Raw genomic sequence first — 20351 nt, forward strand, 5'->3', positions numbered from 1 at the left:
TTTTCTACATCTCCTTTGCATCACTTCGGTCAAAGAGGGCAGAGGCAAATTCCTGGGGGGCAAAGGGCCTCAAGTCCTCCATCTTCTCCCCTATGCCAATGAATTTCACCGGCACTTTTAACTCGTTTTTAATGGAAATTATCACTCCACCCTTGGCAGTGCCGTCCAGCTTGGTAAGGACAATCCCTGTTACTCCGGCAGCCTCACCAAAGATCTTGGCCTGGTTTACTGCATTCTGTCCTGTAGTAGCGTCCAGTACCAGCAAAACCTCGTGGGGGGCATCCGGAACTTCTCGTTGAATCACTCGTTTAATTTTCTTCAATTCTTCCATCAAATTAACTTTGTTATGCAGCCGCCCGGCTGTATCAATAATGATAACATCAGCTTTTCTAGCTCTAGCAGCTTGCATAGCATCAAAGGCTACTGCCGCCGGATCACTGCCTTCCTGGTGCTTGATCACTTCTACTCCGGCTCTGTTTCCCCAGATTTCCAGCTGGTCAATCGCAGCGGCGCGGAAAGTATCCCCTGCTGCTAGAATGACTTTTTTGCCCTGGCTTTTTAAAAACCAGGCTAGTTTACCAATGGTTGTGGTTTTCCCTACCCCATTTACTCCAACTACGAGAATTACTGAAAACGGCTGCCCTTTCAGATTAAGCTCAATATCCTCTTCTCCTAAAATTCGGGCAACTTCTTCAGCAAGCACATCTTTTAATAGTGATGCATCTTCAATGCGCCTTTCTTTGCATATCTTCTGCAGTTTTTCTACGAGCTGCATGGAAGTAGTCACACCCACGTCTGCCTGAATCAGAGCTTCTTCCAGCTCTTCGAAAAACTCCTCATCGGGTTTACGGTATCCCGTTAATAAAGTCTCAATTTTTTCTACGAAAACCTGCCTGGTTTTGGCCAGACTTTCTTTTAACTTGCTAAAAAAGCCCATGTAATACCCTCCCTCGCAAAAAATGGTTAAGGAGGATGCCTCCTTAACCACTGGCATCATTTTTTAATTTTAGCATAAAGTCTAAACGACCTCAATTGCTTTACATAAAGCGGTAAATTCCTGGGCAATCCCGAATTTGCGGTTACGGATTTCCGCTTCTGCTTCCGGAGTCTCAGCCTGGAAAAACTCCTGACTGATTTTCTCATCTTCATCTGCCAGCCGGAAAATTTCCTCTCGGACTTCAATTACTGTAGCCCCTTTTATGTTGCCATCCTGGTCGTGACCAATGGCGATAATCGGTCTACCCCAGGTCCCCGGTCCAGCCATAGCGTCTCCCATATGCATGACCCCGGTTCCACCAGGATGGGTATGCACAAAAACGGCATTTTCCGGAACCAGTTTAGCATAAATTTCTTTTAGGCTCCTCCCACTAATGTCCACAGCGCTGGAAGCAATTAGCCGGGAAGGGATATAGCCCATACCACCCACTACCGGTTTTCCCATGCCGGTAACATGCCCCTTTTCATCCACAATGCCGATTACCGCTACCTCCCGGCCTTGTCCCACCTCTGTAGACTTTACTACCAGCTCCTGAGCCAGCTCTTTGGCAATAGTATTTACCTCAAACCGCTGGAGCTGCCAGTTTTGCTGGCAAAAGGGCCCTGGCCAGGGTTTTAGCTCTGTCTCTACAACCGAGACAGGCTCTGATAGGTAGAGAAATCTCTGGGCTAATTCATTACTGGCTTGCAATACTCTTCTCTCCTCATCCATATTATCAGCGGCCAGTATATCTAGATCCACTCGCTCGGCTTTAGTTCCCAGGTCGAAATAATCTGGCCTGACATCAATATAACCGATGCCAGCCACACGCTTATGTTTAATACCAATTGCCACAACAGAACAGCCAAAAAAATTAATCCCACTGACATCAGTAATCAAGCCGCTTTTCCCTGGCCGTGTAATAATGAAGACGGCGTTGTCTGGCAAACTCATCAAACCTTCGATCACAGGTCTGCCTTCCATGTTACAGATGTATTTTAAAAGCTGGCGCAGGGGCAAACCTGAAATCCCCCCCTCAACCAGGGGAGTGATACAATCGATAATACCCTGTTCATTGACCAGACCGAACACACCACAATTGCGGCCCTGGCCCAGACGGTTACTGGTTTCCAGAAGCTTATCCACTATCGCTTTGGCAATTCCTTGAACTTTCATCCCTAACCCTCCTGCAGCTTTTGTTTTTAGTTTGGCAAAGCAGGAGGTGTTTCATGCTAAACCTGTTTTAACAAGAACTCATAAAACTTTTGGGCAATTGGCGGAAGAAACACCTGCCGGTGGCGCAATAGATAGAAGGTGCGGCTCAAGTCCAGACCTTTGACCCGTACAGCTGCAATTTTCCCTTCAGCAAGCATATCGGCAACTGCTAAATTGCTTACCCAGCCTGCACCTAAACCGGAAGCAACAGCAGTCACTACTGCCCGGCTGGATCCTAATTCCATCAAAACCGGCAACTGGGATAACTCAATATTTAAAGTTTGTAATCTAGTTTCCACAACCTTTCTGGTTCCAGACCCCTGTTCACGTAAAATCCAGGGAGATTCCCACAAACGCCCTGGCTCAATTTCCTGCACCCCAAACCAGGGGTGTTCAGGCCCTACGATTAGCAAAATCTCATCTGACCGCCAGGGCTGACATTCTAGCAAAGGATCTTTCAAAGCTACACCTGTTACCCCTAAATGCACAGCCCGCTCCAGTAAAAGCTGTCCTACTGCTTCACTATCCGTAATATTAAGCCCCAGGGACACTCCTGGAATGTGATTGCGAAAAGTAGCCAGCAATACAGGCAATAAATACTCCCCGGGAATAGTAGAAGCTGCCAGCCGGATTGTACCGGTCTGGGAAGCTTTCAGTTGCTCCAGCCCATCCTGTAAAATATTCCATTCACTGAGAATGCGTTTGGCCTGTCGGTAAAGCAAATGACCGCCGTCTGTAATAATTAGCTGTTTTTCTCCGCGCTCGATCAAGGGCAGCCCCAGTTCTTCTTCCAGATTTTTGATTTGCAAGCTAACCGCCGGCTGGGTCATATGCAGAACCCGGGCAGCTCTAGTGAATGACCCCAGTTCAACCACCAGACAAAAGGTCTCAAGTTGTCGTAAGTTCATTAAAATTTCACCCTCAAATCCCCAATTCTCCTGGTCACTCGCTGCCGATCAAAATACTCCATTAAGGGAACCATGTATTTGCGCGATGAGTTCAAAGCATCCCGAAACTGGGCCAGTGTTATTTCCTGATGTTTTTCCAGAAGTTCCAGTAAAATATCCTTTGCTTCCTTTAGGGCCCGGCTGTGAAAATATAAATCGTCACTTATTTTTATCAGTCTGCCTTGTTGTTGTAAAAACAGTAGCACTTCCTCCTGCTGCTGGGGTGAAACTGGTAATTTCTCCGCCACTTCAGCCCAGGACGGAGGCTGAAATTTTCCTTTCAGAAAAGCTGTTTCTGCCTGGGCTACTGCCTCGGCTAATTTACCCTTTGCTTCTGGTTGAAAATCTTTTAAGGCGACATCTTGTTCTAAGATTTGCAGCTCCCCATCCTGCTGCCACATATTTAGCAAAGCAGTAAACTCTTTGTTGCTTAAATTTAGATTCAGTTTACCCCTTAGTTCTTCTTTAGAAAAACCGCGCCGCAGCGGATACTGTTGATGATATTTTTGTAAAATCTGTTTGACCGTATCCAACCATAGTAGATAAATATCCCGGGCTATTCCATACTTTTGCTTTTCCACACTGATTTCCAGAGCATCTCCTCTGCCTAGAAGAACTTGTTGAGCAGCCTGGCCCTCCTCTTGTGAGAGCTGTGCCTTTTTAATCAGTTCCTCCCACGTAAGCAGGGCGGATGAAGTGGATTTCATTACATTCAACAATAGTTCATCCGGCTCTCCTTTAAGTTTTTGCAGCAATTGCTCGTTTAGTCCTTCCTGGTATCTCCTGTGACGGGGTGGATGGGCGTCGATAATCTGACCTCCCGCCACAGTATGCATTGGACTGTAAGTACGTACTATAAACCGGTCTCTTTTGGCTGCTACCACAGGTTGTTCTAGTACAAGCTGTACCGGGGCTCTGGTTCCAGCTTCCAATTCTTCTCGATCCAGTAAGCGCAAACGGCAAAAAACCTCACTGGTTCCAAGATAGAAACGCAATCTTTGACCATGTTGTAATGCCTTTTCAACAGTCGGCAATACTTCCAGTTCCACATCCAGACGATAAGTGGGGACGAAGGCGCCAGGAACGGTTAAAACTTCTCCTTTATCCACCTCGTTTATTTCCAGGCCGTGCAAATTAACGGCTACTCTCTGGCCCGCTCTCGCCTCTTCCACCCTTTTACCATGCACCTGTAAACTGCGAATTCGACTTTGTTTACCAGAAGGTAACAGTACAACTTCCTGTCCCATCTGAAGGCGGCCACTAATCAGAGTCCCGGTAACCACAGTGCCAAAGCCTGTTATCGTAAAGACCCGGTCAATCGGCAAACGCGCCTGGCCGGTCGCAGGTCTCTCCTCAATATCACTAACCAGTTTTTCAAGAACAGCAATTAACTCGGGAATTCCCTGTCCAGTCATTGCTGAAACAGCAATAACCGGGGCGCCAGCTAACACTGAATCTTTTAAAACTTCTTCTACCTCTTCGCGGATAAGATCCAGCCATTCAGTTTCTACCAGGTCCGCCTTGGTTATCACCACAACGCCGCCCTTAACCTGAAGTAAATTAATAATATCCAGGTGTTCTCTGGTTTGCGGCATAATTCCTTCATCGGCAGCGATAACCAGCATTACCAGGTCAATGCCACCAACTCCGGCTAACATATTCTTAATAAAGCGCTCATGGCCCGGTACATCCACCAGGCCGATTCTTTGTCCAGAAGGTAAGGTAAAAGGAGCAAATCCCAGTTCAATCGAAATGCCCCGTACTTTTTCCTCTTTCAGCCGGTCAGTATCATGCCCGGTTAGGGCCTTGACCAGGGTAGTTTTGCCATGGTCAACATGGCCAGCAGTGCCGATAATAACCCGCTTCATCGGCTCTCTCCCTCCATCAAACTGGTAAAAGCTGATAAAATCATCTTTTCCTCTCCAGGTAAAACAGTGCGCAAATCCAGCAGGATCCCCTCATCCTTGATACGTACCAATATCGGCCTATCCTGTTGCCGCAAACGCTCTGCCATCAGTTGACAGTCTCGTTGTACAAACTTTATTCTGACTGCATAAGTAGGCAAACTAGTTAAGGGCATTGCGCCTCCTCCTACCTCACTGACCTCAGCTACTACTTGAACCTCAGCCTTATCATGCAATACAGTACGAAGAGAAGTTGCCAGACTTTCTGCTCTGTCCTGTATCTGGTCAGCAGTTAAGGTCAGCAGGCGCAAAGTAGGTATTTCCTGCCATACTCCTTCCGGCTCAAGATAAGCCAGCAATGTTGCCTGCAGGGCAGCAACAGTCATTTTATCGATTCGCAAAGCCCGGTTTAAAGGATGTTTTTTCATTTTGTCCAGAAGACTTTTCTTGCCGACGATAATACCAGCCTGCGGTCCTCCTAAAAGCTTGTCCCCTGAAAAAGTGACGACATCCGCCCCGGCGGCAATTGATGCCTGAACAGTAGGCTCATCACCGATACCTCTAGCAGCCAGGTCTACCAAAAATCCGGATCCCAGATCCTCCATTACCGGCAATTGATAACGTTTACCCAGTTCTACCAAATCAGCCAGGCCAACTTCCTGAGTGAAACCTACTATCCGGTAATTACTGGTGTGTACTTTCAATAACAAGCCCGTATTAGGACCTATAGCTTGTTCATAATCACTGAGCTTAGTTTTATTGGTAGCCCCCACTTCTTTTAAAATACAACCTGACTGGGCCATTACCTCAGGAACACGAAATGAACCGCCGATTTCTACAAGTTGACTGCGGGAAATAATCACTTCCTTGCCTGCCCCGAGAACGGATAAAGCCAGCAAAACTGCTGCTGCATTATTATTGACAACCAGTGCCGCTTCCGCCCCGGTAATCTGACAGAGCAGCTCCTCAACATGACTGTAACGGGAACCCCGTTTCCCGGTGGACAAATCCATTTCCAGATTACAATACCCCCGAGCCACAGCTGTCACTGCCGCCACTGCCCGGTCAGACAGAGGAGCTCTGCCTAAATTGGTATGCAAAACAACCCCGGTAGCATTTACTACCGGTTTTAGTTGCGGGGTGGATAGACGTAATAGGGCCTTTTCCACCTCAGCGCAGATCTCCCTTATCGCCGGTACCGCTTTTAATTCCTCATTCCTGATTCGCTGGCGATAGGCCTCTATCACCGCCTGAATTTTTTTTACCAGAATTTCCCGCGGAAATCTTGCTTTGACCGCCGGTTTAATTGCCTGCATAACTTTTTCTACTGCCGGCAAATGCCGCATTTTTTCATTTACAGACATCGGAGTTAAACTCCTTTCCTGGAATATTAGTGAAAAGCGCAATAAGCTCAGGGCTTATTGCACTTCTTCTTCCTCAAAACGATTTATCGGTTTTACGATCCGGGCCAACCAGATGCTGATTTCATAGAGGATAATCATTGGCGCTGCCATCAAAAGCTGGGAGATAATATCCGGACCGGGAGTTAAAAAAGCAGCAATAACAAAAATCAGCAAAATGGCAAATTTTCTGTTCTTTTTTAGAAATTCCGGAGTAACTAATCCCAGTTTGGCCAAAATAGACACCACTATCGGCAGCTCGAACACCAGGCCAAAGGGCAAGAGGAATGCCAGTGTGAAATTCCAGTATTCCTGCATACCATACATAGGTGCAACTGCTTCCCCACCAAAACCCCAGAAAAATACTGTACCGATTTTAAATACAGTAAAATAAGCAAAAATCAGGCCGGTGAAAAAGAGCAGTACGGCCGCAGGAAGAATTCTGCCTACGATCTTTTTCTCATGAGGCTTCAGAGCTGGTTCAATAAACGACCAGATCTGATAGATAATATAAGGGCTGGCCAGAACGATCCCAGTTACAAAAGCAATCTTGACATAGACGAAAAAAACATCTGTCGGTTTCAGAACAATCGGTTTAAAATTCGGATTAATATCCAGTAGTGGTTTTAAAAGAATTTGCATAATAGCTTCCCGGTAATACCAGCCAATAGCAAAACCAGGAATTAGAGAGAGAAGGCTCTTGATAATAACCCAGCGTAACTCCTCTAAATGGCCCAGCAGGGACATTTCCTTTTCAGACATGGGGCTCACCCCTATTGTTCCTTTTTCTCGGTGCCATTGTCTGTATCTGTTTCACTGGCGCTTTTTCTGAAATTGCGCACAGTTTCTCCCAGTGCCTTGCCGATACTGGGCAACTTACCGGGCCCAAAAATGATCAGAACAATCACCAGAATAATTATTGCTTCCTGCCAGCCAATTACAAATCCAAACATGTTTGCCCCTCCTTGCCTTAATCAAAGTAGCGGATAATGCGATATAAGGTATCTCTCTGGGCAGGACGATGACCTGCATCCTTAATGCATCTTATTATCTCGTCCATCGGCACTCTGTTGGTTACTCCTGCCGCTCTGACTACATTTTCCTCCAGCATGGTGCCTCCGAAATCATTGGCTCCAAAGCGCAAGGAAATTTGCGCCATTTTGGACCCCTGGGTTACCCAGGAAGCCTGGATATTAGGGAAATTATCCAGCATTATACGACTGACTGCCAGGGTTTTCAAATACTCAAAACCACCAGCGGTAGTGCCTCCCAGTTCGGTATTGAGAGGTTGAAAACTCCAGGGTATAAAAGCCGTAAAACCGCCGGTTTGGTCCTGAACCTCCCGCAACCGTACCATATGGGCCACCCGCTCTTCAGGACTTTCCACACTGCCAAACATCATAGTCGCTGTTGTTTTCATGCCCAGCTGATGGGCAATAATCATCACTTCCATCCATTGCTCCCAGGTAATTTTTCTGGGACTGATATAATGTCTGACCCGGTTGTCCAGAATCTCAGCTCCACCGCCAGGAATGGAATCCAGGCCAGCCTCCCGTAAAGCAGCAATCGTTTCCTTTAGACTCAGCCCACTGATTTCAGCCAGATGTACGATTTCCGGAGGCGAAAAAGAGTGGATATGCACATTATATCGTTCCTTTATGCCTTTGAGCAAATCCAGGTACCATTCAAAAGGCAAACTGGGGTTAATACCGCCCTGCATCAAAATTTGCGTACCACCAACAGCTAGTGTTTCCTCAATTTTGCGGTAGATTTCTTCATAGGACAAAACATAAGCATCAGCATCATCTTCCGAACGGTAAAAGGCGCAAAAACGGCATTTTACTTTACAAATATTAGTATAATTGATGTTACGATCAATTACAAAAGTCACCAGGTTTTCTGGGTGTTTGCGTAAACGGATCTGATGAGCAACCTGGCCAATCGCCACCAGATCGTTGGATTGGAGTAAGGCAACGCCTTCAGCCATAGACAGGCGTTCACCGTCCAATGCCTTTTTTAAAATCGGTTCAACGCCCATCTTTTTCCCTCCAGATCTCTATTTTCACTCTTTCTTCCAGTATCCCTGTTTTATAAGCATAATCAAAGAAGGCATTCATTGCCCTAATATCTTTCTCTGTTAAAGAATGGGTGATGGTATGAAAATACCTTCTCAGATAGTCTTCAGTAAACCAGGGACTGCGGTCCTGGGCCAGGGCAATCAGCTGGTCTTCATGCTCCCGCCCCCAGCGTAAGCTAGCCTGCAGGGCACTGGCCAGCCGGGCAATTTCCTGGGGGTGTTCTCCAGCAAAATCCTTTTTTACCACCCAGACAGCATACACCATACTTTCCCCGGTCATCTCTTTCCAAACAGCTCCAACATCGGTAACTATTATGCCCTCATAATAGCCGCTGTTCACTTTTAGCTGTTCAATCATGGCGATGTCGCCAATTAACAGAGCCGCCTCGGCCCGGGATAACATAGCTGTTAAATCCGGTTCCATGGTGACGAAGTCACAGCTGATATGGTAATAGTGCTCCAGTAATATTTTTAATAAGGCTATCGTAGTAGCTGATGTGTTAGGCAAGGCGATGACTTTGTGATCAAGTTCAGTAACAGGTATCCGGGAAAAAAGCAATAAGCTCATTACTTCCCCATCCGCCCCAATGGATAGATCAGGTAAAACCAGACACTGGTCAGCATGCCGGGCATATTCAATGGATGAAATGGGTGTAACATCCAGTTCTCCCTGCAAAAACATGCGATTCAACTGGGCCGGTGGGCCGGGAACGATTTCCGCCTCCAGGGTAATAATCTCCTGGTTTATTGCCGTATAGACAGGCAGGCAATTGATAAAATCCACCTGCCCCAAACGCAAACTGGCCAACCTTAACCCTCCCTGACTACATTATAGAGAGTATCTCTTTCCACCGGAACAAAGCCGGCATCCCTGATCAACTTGACTATTTCCGCCCGTGTCATGGACTGACTGGTATCCGCTCCTGCATCATGAGTAATTCTTTCTTCTACCACAGTGCCATCCAAATCGTCCACACCAAAGGCCAGTGAAACCTGGGCAACTTTCGGGCCGATCATAATCCAGAAAGCCTTGATATGGTCAAAGTTATCCAGCAATAACCGGCCGATAGCCAGTGTTTTAAGGTCATCAAAACCGGTGGTACGGGTAGTAATAACATTTTCCATCTGAGTATGTTTGGGATGAAAAGCCAGGGGAATAAAGGTCATGAAACCGCCGGTTTGGTCTTGAACTTCCCGCAGGCGCAGCATATGATCTACCCGTTCTTCAATGGTTTCGATGTGGCCATAGAGCATAGTAGCATTTGACCTCATCCCAATTTTATGGGCGGTAGCATGGACTTCTAGCCAGCGTTCCCCACTGATTTTTTTCTCACAAACCTTTTCTCTAACCCTGGGAGAAAAGATTTCCGCTCCACCTCCAGGCAAAGAGCCCAGTCCAGCCGCCTGCAGGCGACGCAGGACCTCTTCAACCGTTATCCCTTCCTGTTCAGCAAAATGGTCAATTTCAACGGCGGTAAAAGCCTGAAGATGAACACCCGGTAAAATCCGGTGCACTCTCCGCAGCATTTCTTCGGCATACTCCAGACGCAGATCGGGATGGCAACCGCCAACAATATGGACCTCAGTTACTCCCATGTCTACTACTTCCCTGGCTTTAGCCTCAATAACCTCCAGGGGCAGTAAGTAGGCTTTAGGATCATCCTTGTCTCTGCCAAAGGCACAGAATTTGCAACGTACTTTGCAGATATTGGTGTGATTAATATGACGGTTGACAATAAAATAGGCCCTGTTACCATTTTTCCTTTTCCTGACCAGGTCAGCCATGTAGCCAATGGTTAACAGGTCATTCGATTGATAAAGCCGTATCCCATCTTCCCGGCTTAATCTTTCTCCTTTTACTACTTTTTCAACGATATCATAGAGGTCACTATCACGAAACAATTCCTGCATCAGTTTCCCCTCCAATTTGTCCAGACCAGCGTCTGTACAGCTGATGTTCTATTCCCAGAATATCCAGCACACGTCCGACCACAAAATTCACCATATCATCAATTGTCTGTGGGCGTTGATAAAAAGCTGGCATTGCCGGAACTATTTTCACTCCCATTTGGGACAATTTCAGCATATTTTCCAGATGAATTTGATTCAATGGCGTCTCCCTTGGCACTAATACCAGTGGTCTTCCTTCCTTTAACATTACATCTGCCGCCCGTTCTACCAGATTGCTGGAACGGCCAGTAGCAATTCCTGACAAGGTGGACATGGTACAGGGGATGATAATCATGCCCTGGGTACGATATGAACCACTGGCCAGGCGACCACTGATATCCTGCCAGTGATAGTAGGTAAGACGCCTGCTTTGAGGCCAGTTTAAATATGCCTTTATTGCTCCCTCGAGCTGGGGACTGTCAGCATCTAGCTGCCAGCCCAGTTCATCTTGTAGTACCAGAAAACCCGGACCGGTAATAGTCAAATCCACATCCCAGCCCAGTTCAGCCAAAGCCTGGAGCAACCTTACCCCATAAGGAGCTCCACTGGCCCCCGTAATTGCGACTACGAATGAGCCCATAAAATCCTCCTTACCTGAGAAACAGGTCCAGTAATGTAAAAACAAACATTAGAACAGCGATAATACCATTCATATTGAAAAAAGCGATATCCAGTTTAGAAAGATCCCGGGGAGATACCAGAGAGTGTTCCTTAATTAGTATGCCAACAGTAATAAGTACCCCCAAGTAATATATCCATCCGGCTGCCACCAGTACCCCGGTCAACACCAGCAATACAACCGTTAAAGCATGCATGATACGGGCGACTAACAGCGCTTTAGCAAGGCCAAACCGGGCAGGAATGGAGTAAATGCCATGGGTACGGTCAAATTCATAATCCTGACAGGCGTAGATAATATCAAAACCAGCGATCCAGGTGGCAACCGCCAGGCCAAGTACAACCCCTGGTAACTCAATTGCAGCTCTAATAGCAACCCAGGCTCCCAGCGGTGCCAGGCCAATGGCTATACCCAGTACCAAATGACAAAGCCAGGTAAACCGTTTCGTATAAGAATAAATGACCAGAAAGAAAATAGCAATCGGCATAAGCTTAAAACACAACTCATTCAGCTGAGCTGCAGCGTACCCCATTAACAAAAAAGAAAGGAGCGTATAAACCCAGACTTCACCAACCGATAACAGACCTCTAGGAATCGCCCGGGTAGCTGTGCGGGGATTACGGGCATCTATGTGTCGATCTATGATGCGGTTTAAAGACATGGCGGCGGTGCGGGCACCGACCATGGCCAGGGTTATCCAGAGAAACTGACTCAAGGTCGGTGCTCCACCGACTGCCAGAAAGGCTCCTAGATAGGCAAAGGGTAAAGCGAAAATAGTATGTTCAAATTTAATCATTTCAGCAAAAATTTTTACTTTAGCCATCAGATTAGTCGATACCATAACTCTTCCACTTCCTGTCGACCAGTTCCTTGATTTCCGGGCTCATTTCAATATCATCCGGCCATTCCCTGGTATGACCTTCACTGGGCCACTTCTTGGTTGCATCGATCCCCATTTTAGTTCCGTAATTTGGAAGAGGCGAAGCGTGGTCCAGGATATCAAGGGGTCCTTCGACCATTACTACATCCCTTTTGGCATCGATATTATTGAAAACCTTCCACATGACTTCGGAAACATTGTGTGGGTTAACATGTTCATCCACAACGATTATGAGTTTGGTAAACATCATTTGTCCCATGCCCCAGAGAGCATGCATTACCTTTTTGGCATGGCCAGGATAGCTTTTGCGAATGGAAACAATGGCACAGTTATGGAAAACCCCTTCTAAAGGCAAGTTCATATCCACTATTTCCGGCAACTGAAGTTTCAAGAGGGGCAAAAAGATTCTTTCTGTTGCTTTCCCCAGATAACAATCTTCCATCGGTGGTTTACCAACGATAGTAGTAGGATAAATGGGTTTCTTTCTCATTGTAACACAATTAATATGGAAGACCGGATAATAGTCAGCCAGAGAATAGTAACCGGTATGATCCCCAAAGGGTCCTTCCCAGCGCAATTCATCCAGATCAACATAACCTTCCAGCACAATTTCAGCATGGGCAGGTACTTCCAGGTCAACGGTTTCGCATTTCACCAGTTCTACTGGCTCTTTACGCAGGAACCCGGCAAAAAACATCTCATCCACCCCGGCTGGCAGCGGAGCGGTAGCAGCATAAATAGTAGCCGGGTCAGCCCCCAGTGCCACTGCTACTTCCATTTTCCGATCCCCACGGCGCTTGTGGGCCCGATAATGCTCAGCACCATGCTTATGTAGATGCCAGTGCATACCGGTAGTCCGACCGTCATATACTTGCATTCGGTACATGCCTACATTGCGTTTCCCTGTTTCCGGATCTTTGGTGAAGACGAGGGGCAAAGTAATAAACCGCCCCCCATCCCCCGGCCAGCATTTGAGAATGGGGAATTTGGTAATATCGATTTCGTCCCCTTTAAGAATCACTTCTTTAACCGGACCAGTCTTAACAATTTTAGGCATAAAATTCGCGATTTGAGCAACTTTCGGCAATGCTTTCAATTTGTCGAAAAAGCTAGTTGGAACTTCCGGCGGTTGCAAAAAAGTAAGAATTTCCTGTCCTATTTCATCCAGATTGTTTACTTCTAAAGCCAGGTTCATTCTTTCAAAAGTTCCGAAAGCATTAATCAGAACCGGCATGTCCGAACCTTTGACATTTTCAAACAAAAGAGCAGGTCCATAGGCTTTAGAAACTCGATCTGTAATTTCGGTAATTTCCAGAATGGGATCCACTTCTGTGGTAATCCTCTTTAGCCAGCCTTTTTGTTCTAATGCCTCAATGAAATGTCGCAAATCCCGATAACCCATTGATTATCTCCTTTCCATCAATAATTGGTTTTCTGCATTACAATACCAGTTGATCAACCAGGTTAAATCCTGTTTTTCCTGGCACTCCGGCCAGCTGGCAATAATCTTAAGAGCCTGCCACTCATCTTTTCGGGCCAGAGCCAACCCCAGCTGATAGGCTTCCTCTTCCCGGCTGGAATCAACCCGGGCCAGCCTGGATGCCAGTCGGCAGCCCCCGGCCAGTAGCTCCTTTTCTTCTTCCGGCCAGTCCAGCTGGTGGCCCTGTAATCGAAGCACAGCCGCCTCGTTTATTTTCCGAATAATGTCTGCCAACGGCCCTAGAAATTCCAGCAAATCAGCCTCACAAAGGGTAGTAAAAAAGCGTCCATAGAGGTAGTCCCCTACTAAAACCGGCAGCTGGGTACCATCCCGGGGATCTATCTCCTCTCCCGCAGGATGAGTATCAGGTACCTGTCGATGAATCCTTGCTGCCAGATAAATCAATTGAACAACTGCTGCCAAAGCGGGAGCTTTCTGCCCTTTATACCCGAAAATACGGCTTATCAACAAAACCGCTGCAGGCCGGAGCCAGCGTTCATACCCATCGGCTTCCAGGTGGGCAAAATCAGTTAGATGGCCGGAACGAACCTTAAGATATCGTCCAATAATCTTTTCCACCTCTTCTAAATCACCTGCAACAGCTTCCAGTACCTCAGCGGCCATCGACAAACCTCCTCAGTAAAATTTGTAACCTTTAATATATTCGTGGCCAAATCCACTTTTCCTGCCTGAAGGCAGGAATCTAAAAACAAAGGAAAAAGCCCTGCAACGGGCTTTTGTAATGTTTGCGTATATTATAACCTTTCTTAAAGGTGCTATGCAAGTAAGTTGTATCTTTGCAACAAAGGCAGTGGATCTATAAAATGCTTTTCCAGTCCGAGCTCATTGCTTTTACAACCCAGAGCCAGCCCTACCAGCTCGGTTAAATAAAATACTGGAATGTCCGGTAAATCACCATATTTTTTGCTTTCCTTTTGCCGCATATCCAGGTTCGACATACAGAGAGGGCATGCGGTAACAATCGCCTCTGCCCCCGCATCCCAGGCAATACGGAGAATATCATAAATTAACTTTTCGTGTACCCCTTCCTGATAAAAAGGCAGTGAACCGCCGCAGCATTCTGTTTTATAAGGGTAAGGCAGAACCTGGGCACCGATTGAAGCCAGTATGTTATCCATAGACATTGGATTTTCCGGATGACCATATCCTGTGATACCAGGGGGTTTTACCAGCAAACAGCCGTAATAGCAAACAACCTTCAATCCGGCCAGATTGCGGACTAACTGACCTTTCTCAATATTTTCACTCACAGCCTCGATTATATTTTTTACTTTGATGGTCGGATCATAGGAATAGCCCATAATTTCTTCCATTTTTTCTCTTGCCTTTTCAGAATGCTGTAGCTCATGTCTGGCCGTCTGCAACCGCTGATAACAGGCAGCACAAGGGACAACAATATCCCCAGCCACTTTTTGGGCTAGAAAAAGATTCCGGCCTGGAATAGCTGCTGCCAGAAAATGACCTCTATTATGAGCAGATGAAGCTCCACAGCAATTCCAGTCGGGAATGTCGATTAACCTCATATTCAGTTTTTGAGCCACAGCTTTTGTGGAAAGGTCAAAATCCCTGGCAGTTGCGTGTAAGCTGCAACCAGGATAGTATGCATAATTGGCCATTAGATATCATCTCCCATCTCGCGTGCAGCCTGATAGATTTTATTGATCTGGTTCAGACCATTGATCGATTCAGGGAAAAGTTTCAGTTTTCCTTTACTGAACATAGGCCAGCCGTATTGGGCATCCTTAAACAGGTTGCCTGTTTTTAAATTTAGCTGGATGGCCAGCCCCAGTTCATACAACCTGCCAAAACGCCGTACTGAGCCCAGAAAGACATCGTGGAATATATTGGCATTGCGCCCAAACCGATTTGCCATACCTCTTTTTAATGATAGCCTCCTCAATTCATCCATGGTGGCAGCGATATCAATGCCCCGCAAACAACGGGTGGTACAGGTATTACAGCTGGCACAAACCCAGATGGATTTGGCAGTGAGAACTTCATCCACCAGGCCTCTCTGCAACAAACGCATAACCTGGTTGGGTGGTATGTCCATGGCAAATTGAACCGGACAGCCCGCACTGCATTTTCCACATTGATAACACTGTTTTGCGACCTGAATCAGTTTATCCATCTTCTCCCCTCCCATCTCTATCAAAAAAGTAATTCTACATTGTCAGAATAATTCCTCTTTTTTGAAAACAGAAAAGCAAAAAAATATAAGCCTTGCAACCTCTTCCAGGCTGTCAAGGCTTATACTAACCTTTTTGACGTCGTCGGTCAGTACTAATAAATATCCCTCCTACAGATTGGCAGCGGCCTTCTGCGGAAGAATGGAATCGATGATCCCTCGTTTGGTTTCTTTGGCTTCCACTTGCTCTGCGCCGAATTGCTCAGCCAGATAATTGCAAGCATCCCAGGGATCAACTTTTTCTCCGCAGGTAAAGACATCTACTGCCGCATACCCCAGTTCAGGCCAGGTATGAATGGCTAAATGGGATTCAGAAATCACAACAACTCCACTAACACCCTGGGGGCTGAATTTATGGAACACAAACTCCCGTACTTCGGCACCTGCTTCAAGAGCAGCTTGAACCATAATTTGCTCAACTTTCTTTACATCGTTCAGAATATCAAATTTGCATCCATAAATTTCAGCCAAGATGTGACGACCCAAAGCGTTCATTTAACATCTCATCCTCCTTTAAACATTTTTTTGGAAACCGATCCCACCTCCAGGCGCTTTTCGGAATCCAATCAAATTAAATAATAGCACATTTTCCCCGGATGTCAATAAAAATTTTTTATTCAACTTTGTTTATTAATATACCAAGCCCTTCTATCTCTACTGAAACCTCATCCCCCCTCAGCATCGGCCCTACCCCCTCAGGAGTACCGGTCAGGATTACATCCCCGGGATAAAGAGTCATAACCTGTGATACGTATGACACCAGGGCTTCAACGCTATGAATTAACATATCCGTTTTCGCTTCCTGTTTAATCTGTCCATTCAGGGTTGTCCTGATGGTACGGTCCCGCCAGTCGATATCCTTTATAATATACGGTCCTAAGGGCAAAAATGTGTCGAAAGACTTGGCCCGGGTCCACTGGCCGTCTTTTTGTTGTAAATCTCTGGCGGTAACATCATTAGCACAGGTGTAACCAAAAATATACCGGGAGGCGGCTTTAGTATCGATTTTCTTACACTCATGCCCGATAACTACTGCCAGTTCCCCCTCATAATCTACCCGTTGACTTTGCTCAGGATATCGTATAATATCACCAGGTCCAATCACTGCTGACGGCGGTTTTAAGAAAATAACAGGCTCCGGCGGTAATTGCATATCCAGCTCAGCTGCATGCTGGCGATAATTAAGCCCAACACAAATGATTTTGCTCGGGTTACAGGGAGCCAGCAACTGGATATCTCCTGTATCCGGTATTACCTCGATTATCTTGTTGTCATTGACCCAGGGCGGTTCAGACAACAATCCGATCTGCCCATCCTTTAACCAGACAGCATAACTCACTTTACCATTTGTCAACCTGATTTTCCCATACTTTTTCATAACCCCCGCCTCCCATTTAGTTCATTTAGCACTAGATAAAGTAAGGGTGATGACAAATAAATCATGGCCGTAGCGGCTGCAACGATCCCGGAATCATTTACTATCAGTACCAGCAGCACCGCTACCATCGCCCCGCTTAAACCGCGGAACAATACAGGGTATGTCTGCCTGATTCTCTTCATCACCCCAACCGGCCGATAAAATAGAATGGTCAGAACCAGGAGTGCCCCTAAAAAGACCCGGGCCCAGACTGTGACGCCAACGATCAATTTATAATTCATGGCCAGTTTGCGCTGGAATATATCAAAGAGGGCCTTCCAGCCCTGGCCAACAACCAGAGCCATCGTTCGCCCCATATGCGTCTGCAATTCCGGGGGCCGCTGCCAGTCCCAGTAAAAGAACAGGACTAGAAGCAAGATGGTAGCCAGACCAATACCGAATATTTGCCGCCATCTTATCTGCTTGCCCTGTAAGAGTAACCAGGTCCAGATGAAGCCCCCTACGGCTGCAATAGCTCCACCCACATCACTACCCAGGCCAGGAGCTGCCAGTAAATACGTTATACCAGCAAAAACAACTGCAATCACCCAGCCCAGTAGTCGCTGCTGTTTTGACCAGATTTCGGCCAGAATAGCAACCCCAACTATGCTTGCCCCCAAAATTACACCTTCATACTCGTTGCCAATCCCATAATAACGGGCACCTACCAGAAAGTCATACCCCAGCACACTCTGTTTCATCAGCGGATTACCCATGACAGTATCGATTACAATCACAGAAACGGTAAATAGAAAAAGCATAGCAAAAGGTAACAAGATATGGACTTTGCGCAGGGGCAACAAAACCACAGTTAAGACAAAGGTGGCCAGAATAGTAACACCTAATAAAACTGGAAGACTCTGGACCGGTAACAGAGGTAAGAGGAGAAAAACAGCCGGAACCGCCGCAAAGGCCAGCAGAATTTGCCCCATCGTTTTAGGACGTGGCCGATGCAAAAATACCGAAACCAGTGCTAGCAACAAAACAACCAGTTCCCAGAAGGCATAGCCACGGGCCAGGGGTGGCCGAGCCTGGAACACCGCAACCATCCTTTCCTCCTGCCGGATTAAATCCTCCGGCTTCTTGCCATTGCCTGTTGCTTTAAAAGCCTGTCCCAGCATCACTTCCGGCTTGTCCAGATGCAAGAGTTGTAAAATAGCAGGAGCCACATCTATATTGGCTACCAGCCCCTCGCGCTTGGTTGTAGGGCTGAAAAGCCAGCCCTGCTTTATCCCCGGCCCAACTAGCAGCAAAGGGGCAGCTGTCCGGTCTTCTTCCAGGGCCTTGGCTGATGGTGTAGGACTTATTATTAGCAAATAAGCTTTTTCTTCTGCACACAGCTGATATAATTGACCAAGGAAGCTATCAGCTTCTTGTAGTACTTGTTTGCGCTGGGCCTGCCACCATTCAGGCAGCATCATGTTTCTGGCAGCTTCAAGCCGACCTAAATCCCCCCAGTCAATTATGATTAAATCCGCTACATTCCAAACTTGTTTTAAAACTTTTTCAGTTTTAGCAACATCAATTTTTTTAGAAAAAGGCCGTTCCGGATCAATGGTAGTAATCCGGCTCCCCACAGCCCCAAAATCTATTTGCCCTTTTGCATCCATGGCAAATAAAGCCGCCGGTCGAAAAGGCAAATCCCGATCCCGATCACCGATTAAGGCTGTCCGCAATTGTTGACGGTGTATAGTTTCTCCCAGGGCTCCCGGTTGATTGAGATAAGGTAATTTAGCAGCCAAATTCAGTAACTGGGGAACTGATAATACGGATATCTGTCCCGTAGGGTGATAGCCCATTCGTTGCCGGTACAAATCAAAAGCTCGCTCATTCAGCCAGGTTTCATTACTATCCAGGGCCAGCTCTGTAGTCAGATCCGTACCCAGTCGGGTTCCCGCCCCTATTGTCAACATGGTGCTGTTAGCTGAACGGGGATAACCCTGGGCCACCGGAGTATTCATCAATCCCAGCGCTCCTTGCGCCATCAGCTTCTGCAGATTGGGCAAATTTTCGCTTTGCCAGTCCTGCAGGCTCAGGTGATCCAGAATCAATACCACCACTTTGGGCCTCTCCGCAGATACAGCCAATGTCGGATTTAGAACCAGGCCCAAACAAAGCAAAAGAAAAAGCCAAATCCGCTTGCTCAATTTCTTTTCCCCTCACTTATAATTTTTTGATAAACTGATTCTGTTGCCTTTATCATTCCAGCTAGTGAAAACTGAGTTTCAATCTTTTGTTTAGCTGCTAATGCTATCTGCTGGGCCAGATTTAAATTATCCAGCACCCAGCCTACTTTTGCTGCCAGCGCCCCGCTATCTGCCACCGGCACCAGCCAGCCCTCCCGGCCATCGGTAATTACTTCCGGTATCCCGCCAGCGTTAGTTGCCACCATCGGTAAGCCAGCCGCTGCCGCCTCCAGCAGGGATATTCCCATCCCCTCCGAAAGCGAAGGTAAGACAAAAACATCGATTGCCCTTAAATAGGGCCGGATATCTTCAACATGTCCTGTAAACACAAATCTTTTTGACAAGCCGCTTATTTTTACTTGTTCCTCCAGCTGGGGTTTTAATGGCCCGTCCCCTACCAGCAAAAATAACAAGTCTTCCCTTTCTCTGGCCATAAGTTCTGCCATTTCAACAAAATAATTTAATCCTTTTTGAGGAGCAAACCGCGCTACCGAACCAATTATTTTTGCCTCCTGAGAAATACCCAGTGCTGCTCGGGCTTGAGATGGAGTGAAAGGAAACCGGGAAAAAAAACTGGTATCTATACCGTTATAAATTATATGAATTTGCTCCCGCCTGGCGCCAAGCTGCTCTAATTCCCTGGCAATAGCCCGGGAAACGGCAATATACGCAGTTGTCCTGCCAGCCAGAACACGCTCCAGCACTTTATAAACCATGCCTTTCCAGCCTTTCACAGAGCCTGCCAGTATCAGATTGTGGGCCGTGATCAGCACCGGTGTTTTTGATCCCATCGCTGCCAGCCGACTGATCAGACCGGCTTTAGCTCCATGAGCATGGATAAGATCAAATTTTTTCTCCTGTAAATACCGGCGCAGCTGATAAACCGCCGGCCAATCAGCCCAGGGATTAAGGCTGGCGGAGATTTTCAGGGGCAAATAAGTAATTGTTTTTCCTTCTATTTTTAGCTGTGGCGGACCCGCCAGGACTATCTCCCATTTTGTATCTAGCCCTTGAATTAGGGAGCGGACGTGTTCAGCCATCCCGCCTGCTACCGGCCGTACCACATAGAGAATCCTGTTCATTCCTATTAC

General features: G+C 46.8%; 20 protein-coding genes. All 20 read right to left on the minus strand.

What is annotated here, in order from left to right; genetic code table 11:
* Positions 1-4: 4 nt before the first annotated feature.
* Positions 5-937 carry a signal recognition particle-docking protein FtsY gene (ftsY, locus tag ULO1_RS11780; RefSeq protein WP_078665506.1) on the minus strand — a complete coding sequence of 311 codons (933 nt, stop codon included), beginning with the start codon at positions 935-937 and terminating at the stop codon, positions 5-7.
* A gap of 81 nt (positions 938-1018) precedes the next feature.
* A complete protein-coding gene (locus tag ULO1_RS11785; protein ID WP_079933651.1) occupies positions 1019-2152 on the minus strand; it encodes a peptidase S7 in 1134 nt (377 codons plus the stop codon).
* A gap of 56 nt (positions 2153-2208) precedes the next feature.
* Positions 2209-3099 (minus strand): selenium metabolism-associated LysR family transcriptional regulator, encoded by an 891-nt coding sequence (locus tag ULO1_RS11790; protein ID WP_079907114.1) that lies wholly within the window; start codon positions 3097-3099, stop codon positions 2209-2211.
* The gene (gene selB / locus ULO1_RS11795; RefSeq protein WP_079907112.1) at positions 3099-5006 is read right to left on the minus strand and encodes a selenocysteine-specific translation elongation factor; all 1908 of its coding nucleotides are present in this window, start codon (positions 5004-5006) and stop codon (positions 3099-3101) included. Before selB ends, ULO1_RS11790 begins: the two co-directional genes overlap by 1 nt.
* Positions 5003-6406, minus strand: a complete 1404-nt coding sequence (gene selA, locus ULO1_RS11800) for an L-seryl-tRNA(Sec) selenium transferase (protein ID WP_078665502.1) — start codon at positions 6404-6406, stop codon at positions 5003-5005. The genes selB and selA overlap by 4 nt, the downstream gene beginning before the upstream one ends.
* Before the next feature lie 54 nt (positions 6407-6460).
* Positions 6461-7204, minus strand: coding sequence for a twin-arginine translocase subunit TatC (tatC, locus tag ULO1_RS11805; RefSeq protein ID WP_079933652.1), 744 nt, complete (start codon positions 7202-7204; stop codon positions 6461-6463).
* A gap of 11 nt (positions 7205-7215) precedes the next feature.
* Positions 7216-7395, minus strand: coding sequence for a twin-arginine translocase TatA/TatE family subunit (tatA, locus tag ULO1_RS11810; RefSeq protein WP_078665500.1), 180 nt, complete (start codon positions 7393-7395; stop codon positions 7216-7218).
* Between the two features lie 17 nt (positions 7396-7412).
* Positions 7413-8480, minus strand: a complete 1068-nt coding sequence (mqnC, locus tag ULO1_RS11815; protein WP_079906931.1) for a cyclic dehypoxanthinyl futalosine synthase — start codon at positions 8478-8480, stop codon at positions 7413-7415.
* A complete protein-coding gene (locus ULO1_RS11820; RefSeq protein WP_078665498.1) occupies positions 8470-9327 on the minus strand; it encodes a menaquinone biosynthetic enzyme MqnA/MqnD family protein in 858 nt (285 codons plus the stop codon). Before ULO1_RS11820 ends, mqnC begins: the two co-directional genes overlap by 11 nt.
* 2 nt (positions 9328-9329) lie before the next feature.
* Positions 9330-10430, minus strand: a complete 1101-nt coding sequence (mqnE, locus tag ULO1_RS11825; RefSeq protein ID WP_078665497.1) for an aminofutalosine synthase MqnE — start codon at positions 10428-10430, stop codon at positions 9330-9332.
* Positions 10411-11049, minus strand: coding sequence for a UbiX family flavin prenyltransferase (locus ULO1_RS11830; protein WP_078665496.1), 639 nt, complete (start codon positions 11047-11049; stop codon positions 10411-10413). The genes mqnE and ULO1_RS11830 overlap by 20 nt, the downstream gene beginning before the upstream one ends.
* 10 nt (positions 11050-11059) lie before the next feature.
* Positions 11060-11929 (minus strand): UbiA-like polyprenyltransferase, encoded by an 870-nt coding sequence (locus ULO1_RS11835; RefSeq protein ID WP_242946629.1) that lies wholly within the window; start codon positions 11927-11929, stop codon positions 11060-11062.
* Positions 11916-13370 (minus strand): menaquinone biosynthesis decarboxylase, encoded by a 1455-nt coding sequence (locus ULO1_RS11840; protein ID WP_079906929.1) that lies wholly within the window; start codon positions 13368-13370, stop codon positions 11916-11918. Before ULO1_RS11840 ends, ULO1_RS11835 begins: the two co-directional genes overlap by 14 nt.
* A 3-nt stretch (positions 13371-13373) precedes the next feature.
* Positions 13374-14072, minus strand: a complete 699-nt coding sequence (locus ULO1_RS11845; protein ID WP_078665494.1) for a hypothetical protein — start codon at positions 14070-14072, stop codon at positions 13374-13376.
* A gap of 152 nt (positions 14073-14224) precedes the next feature.
* Complete coding sequence (locus ULO1_RS11850; RefSeq protein WP_079906925.1) at positions 14225-15085, minus strand: CoB--CoM heterodisulfide reductase iron-sulfur subunit B family protein; 861 nt, start codon at positions 15083-15085, stop codon at positions 14225-14227.
* On the minus strand, positions 15085-15600 hold the full coding sequence (locus ULO1_RS11855; RefSeq protein ID WP_242947953.1) for a 4Fe-4S dicluster domain-containing protein: 516 nt from the start codon (positions 15598-15600) through the stop codon (positions 15085-15087). Before ULO1_RS11855 ends, ULO1_RS11850 begins: the two co-directional genes overlap by 1 nt.
* 168 nt (positions 15601-15768) lie before the next feature.
* Complete coding sequence (speD, locus tag ULO1_RS11860; RefSeq protein WP_078665492.1) at positions 15769-16152, minus strand: adenosylmethionine decarboxylase; 384 nt, start codon at positions 16150-16152, stop codon at positions 15769-15771.
* A gap of 118 nt (positions 16153-16270) precedes the next feature.
* Positions 16271-17035, minus strand: coding sequence for a fumarylacetoacetate hydrolase family protein (locus ULO1_RS11865; RefSeq protein ID WP_079906924.1), 765 nt, complete (start codon positions 17033-17035; stop codon positions 16271-16273).
* On the minus strand, positions 17032-19221 hold the full coding sequence (locus ULO1_RS11870) for a hypothetical protein (RefSeq protein ID WP_079906922.1): 2190 nt from the start codon (positions 19219-19221) through the stop codon (positions 17032-17034). The genes ULO1_RS11865 and ULO1_RS11870 overlap by 4 nt, the downstream gene beginning before the upstream one ends.
* Complete coding sequence (locus tag ULO1_RS11875; RefSeq protein WP_159446898.1) at positions 19218-20342, minus strand: glycosyltransferase family 4 protein; 1125 nt, start codon at positions 20340-20342, stop codon at positions 19218-19220. Before ULO1_RS11875 ends, ULO1_RS11870 begins: the two co-directional genes overlap by 4 nt.
* Between the last annotated feature and the right edge of the window lie 9 nt (positions 20343-20351).

It is taken from the genome of Carboxydocella sp. ULO1 (genome assembly GCF_002049255.1).
GTDB lineage: Bacteria > Bacillota.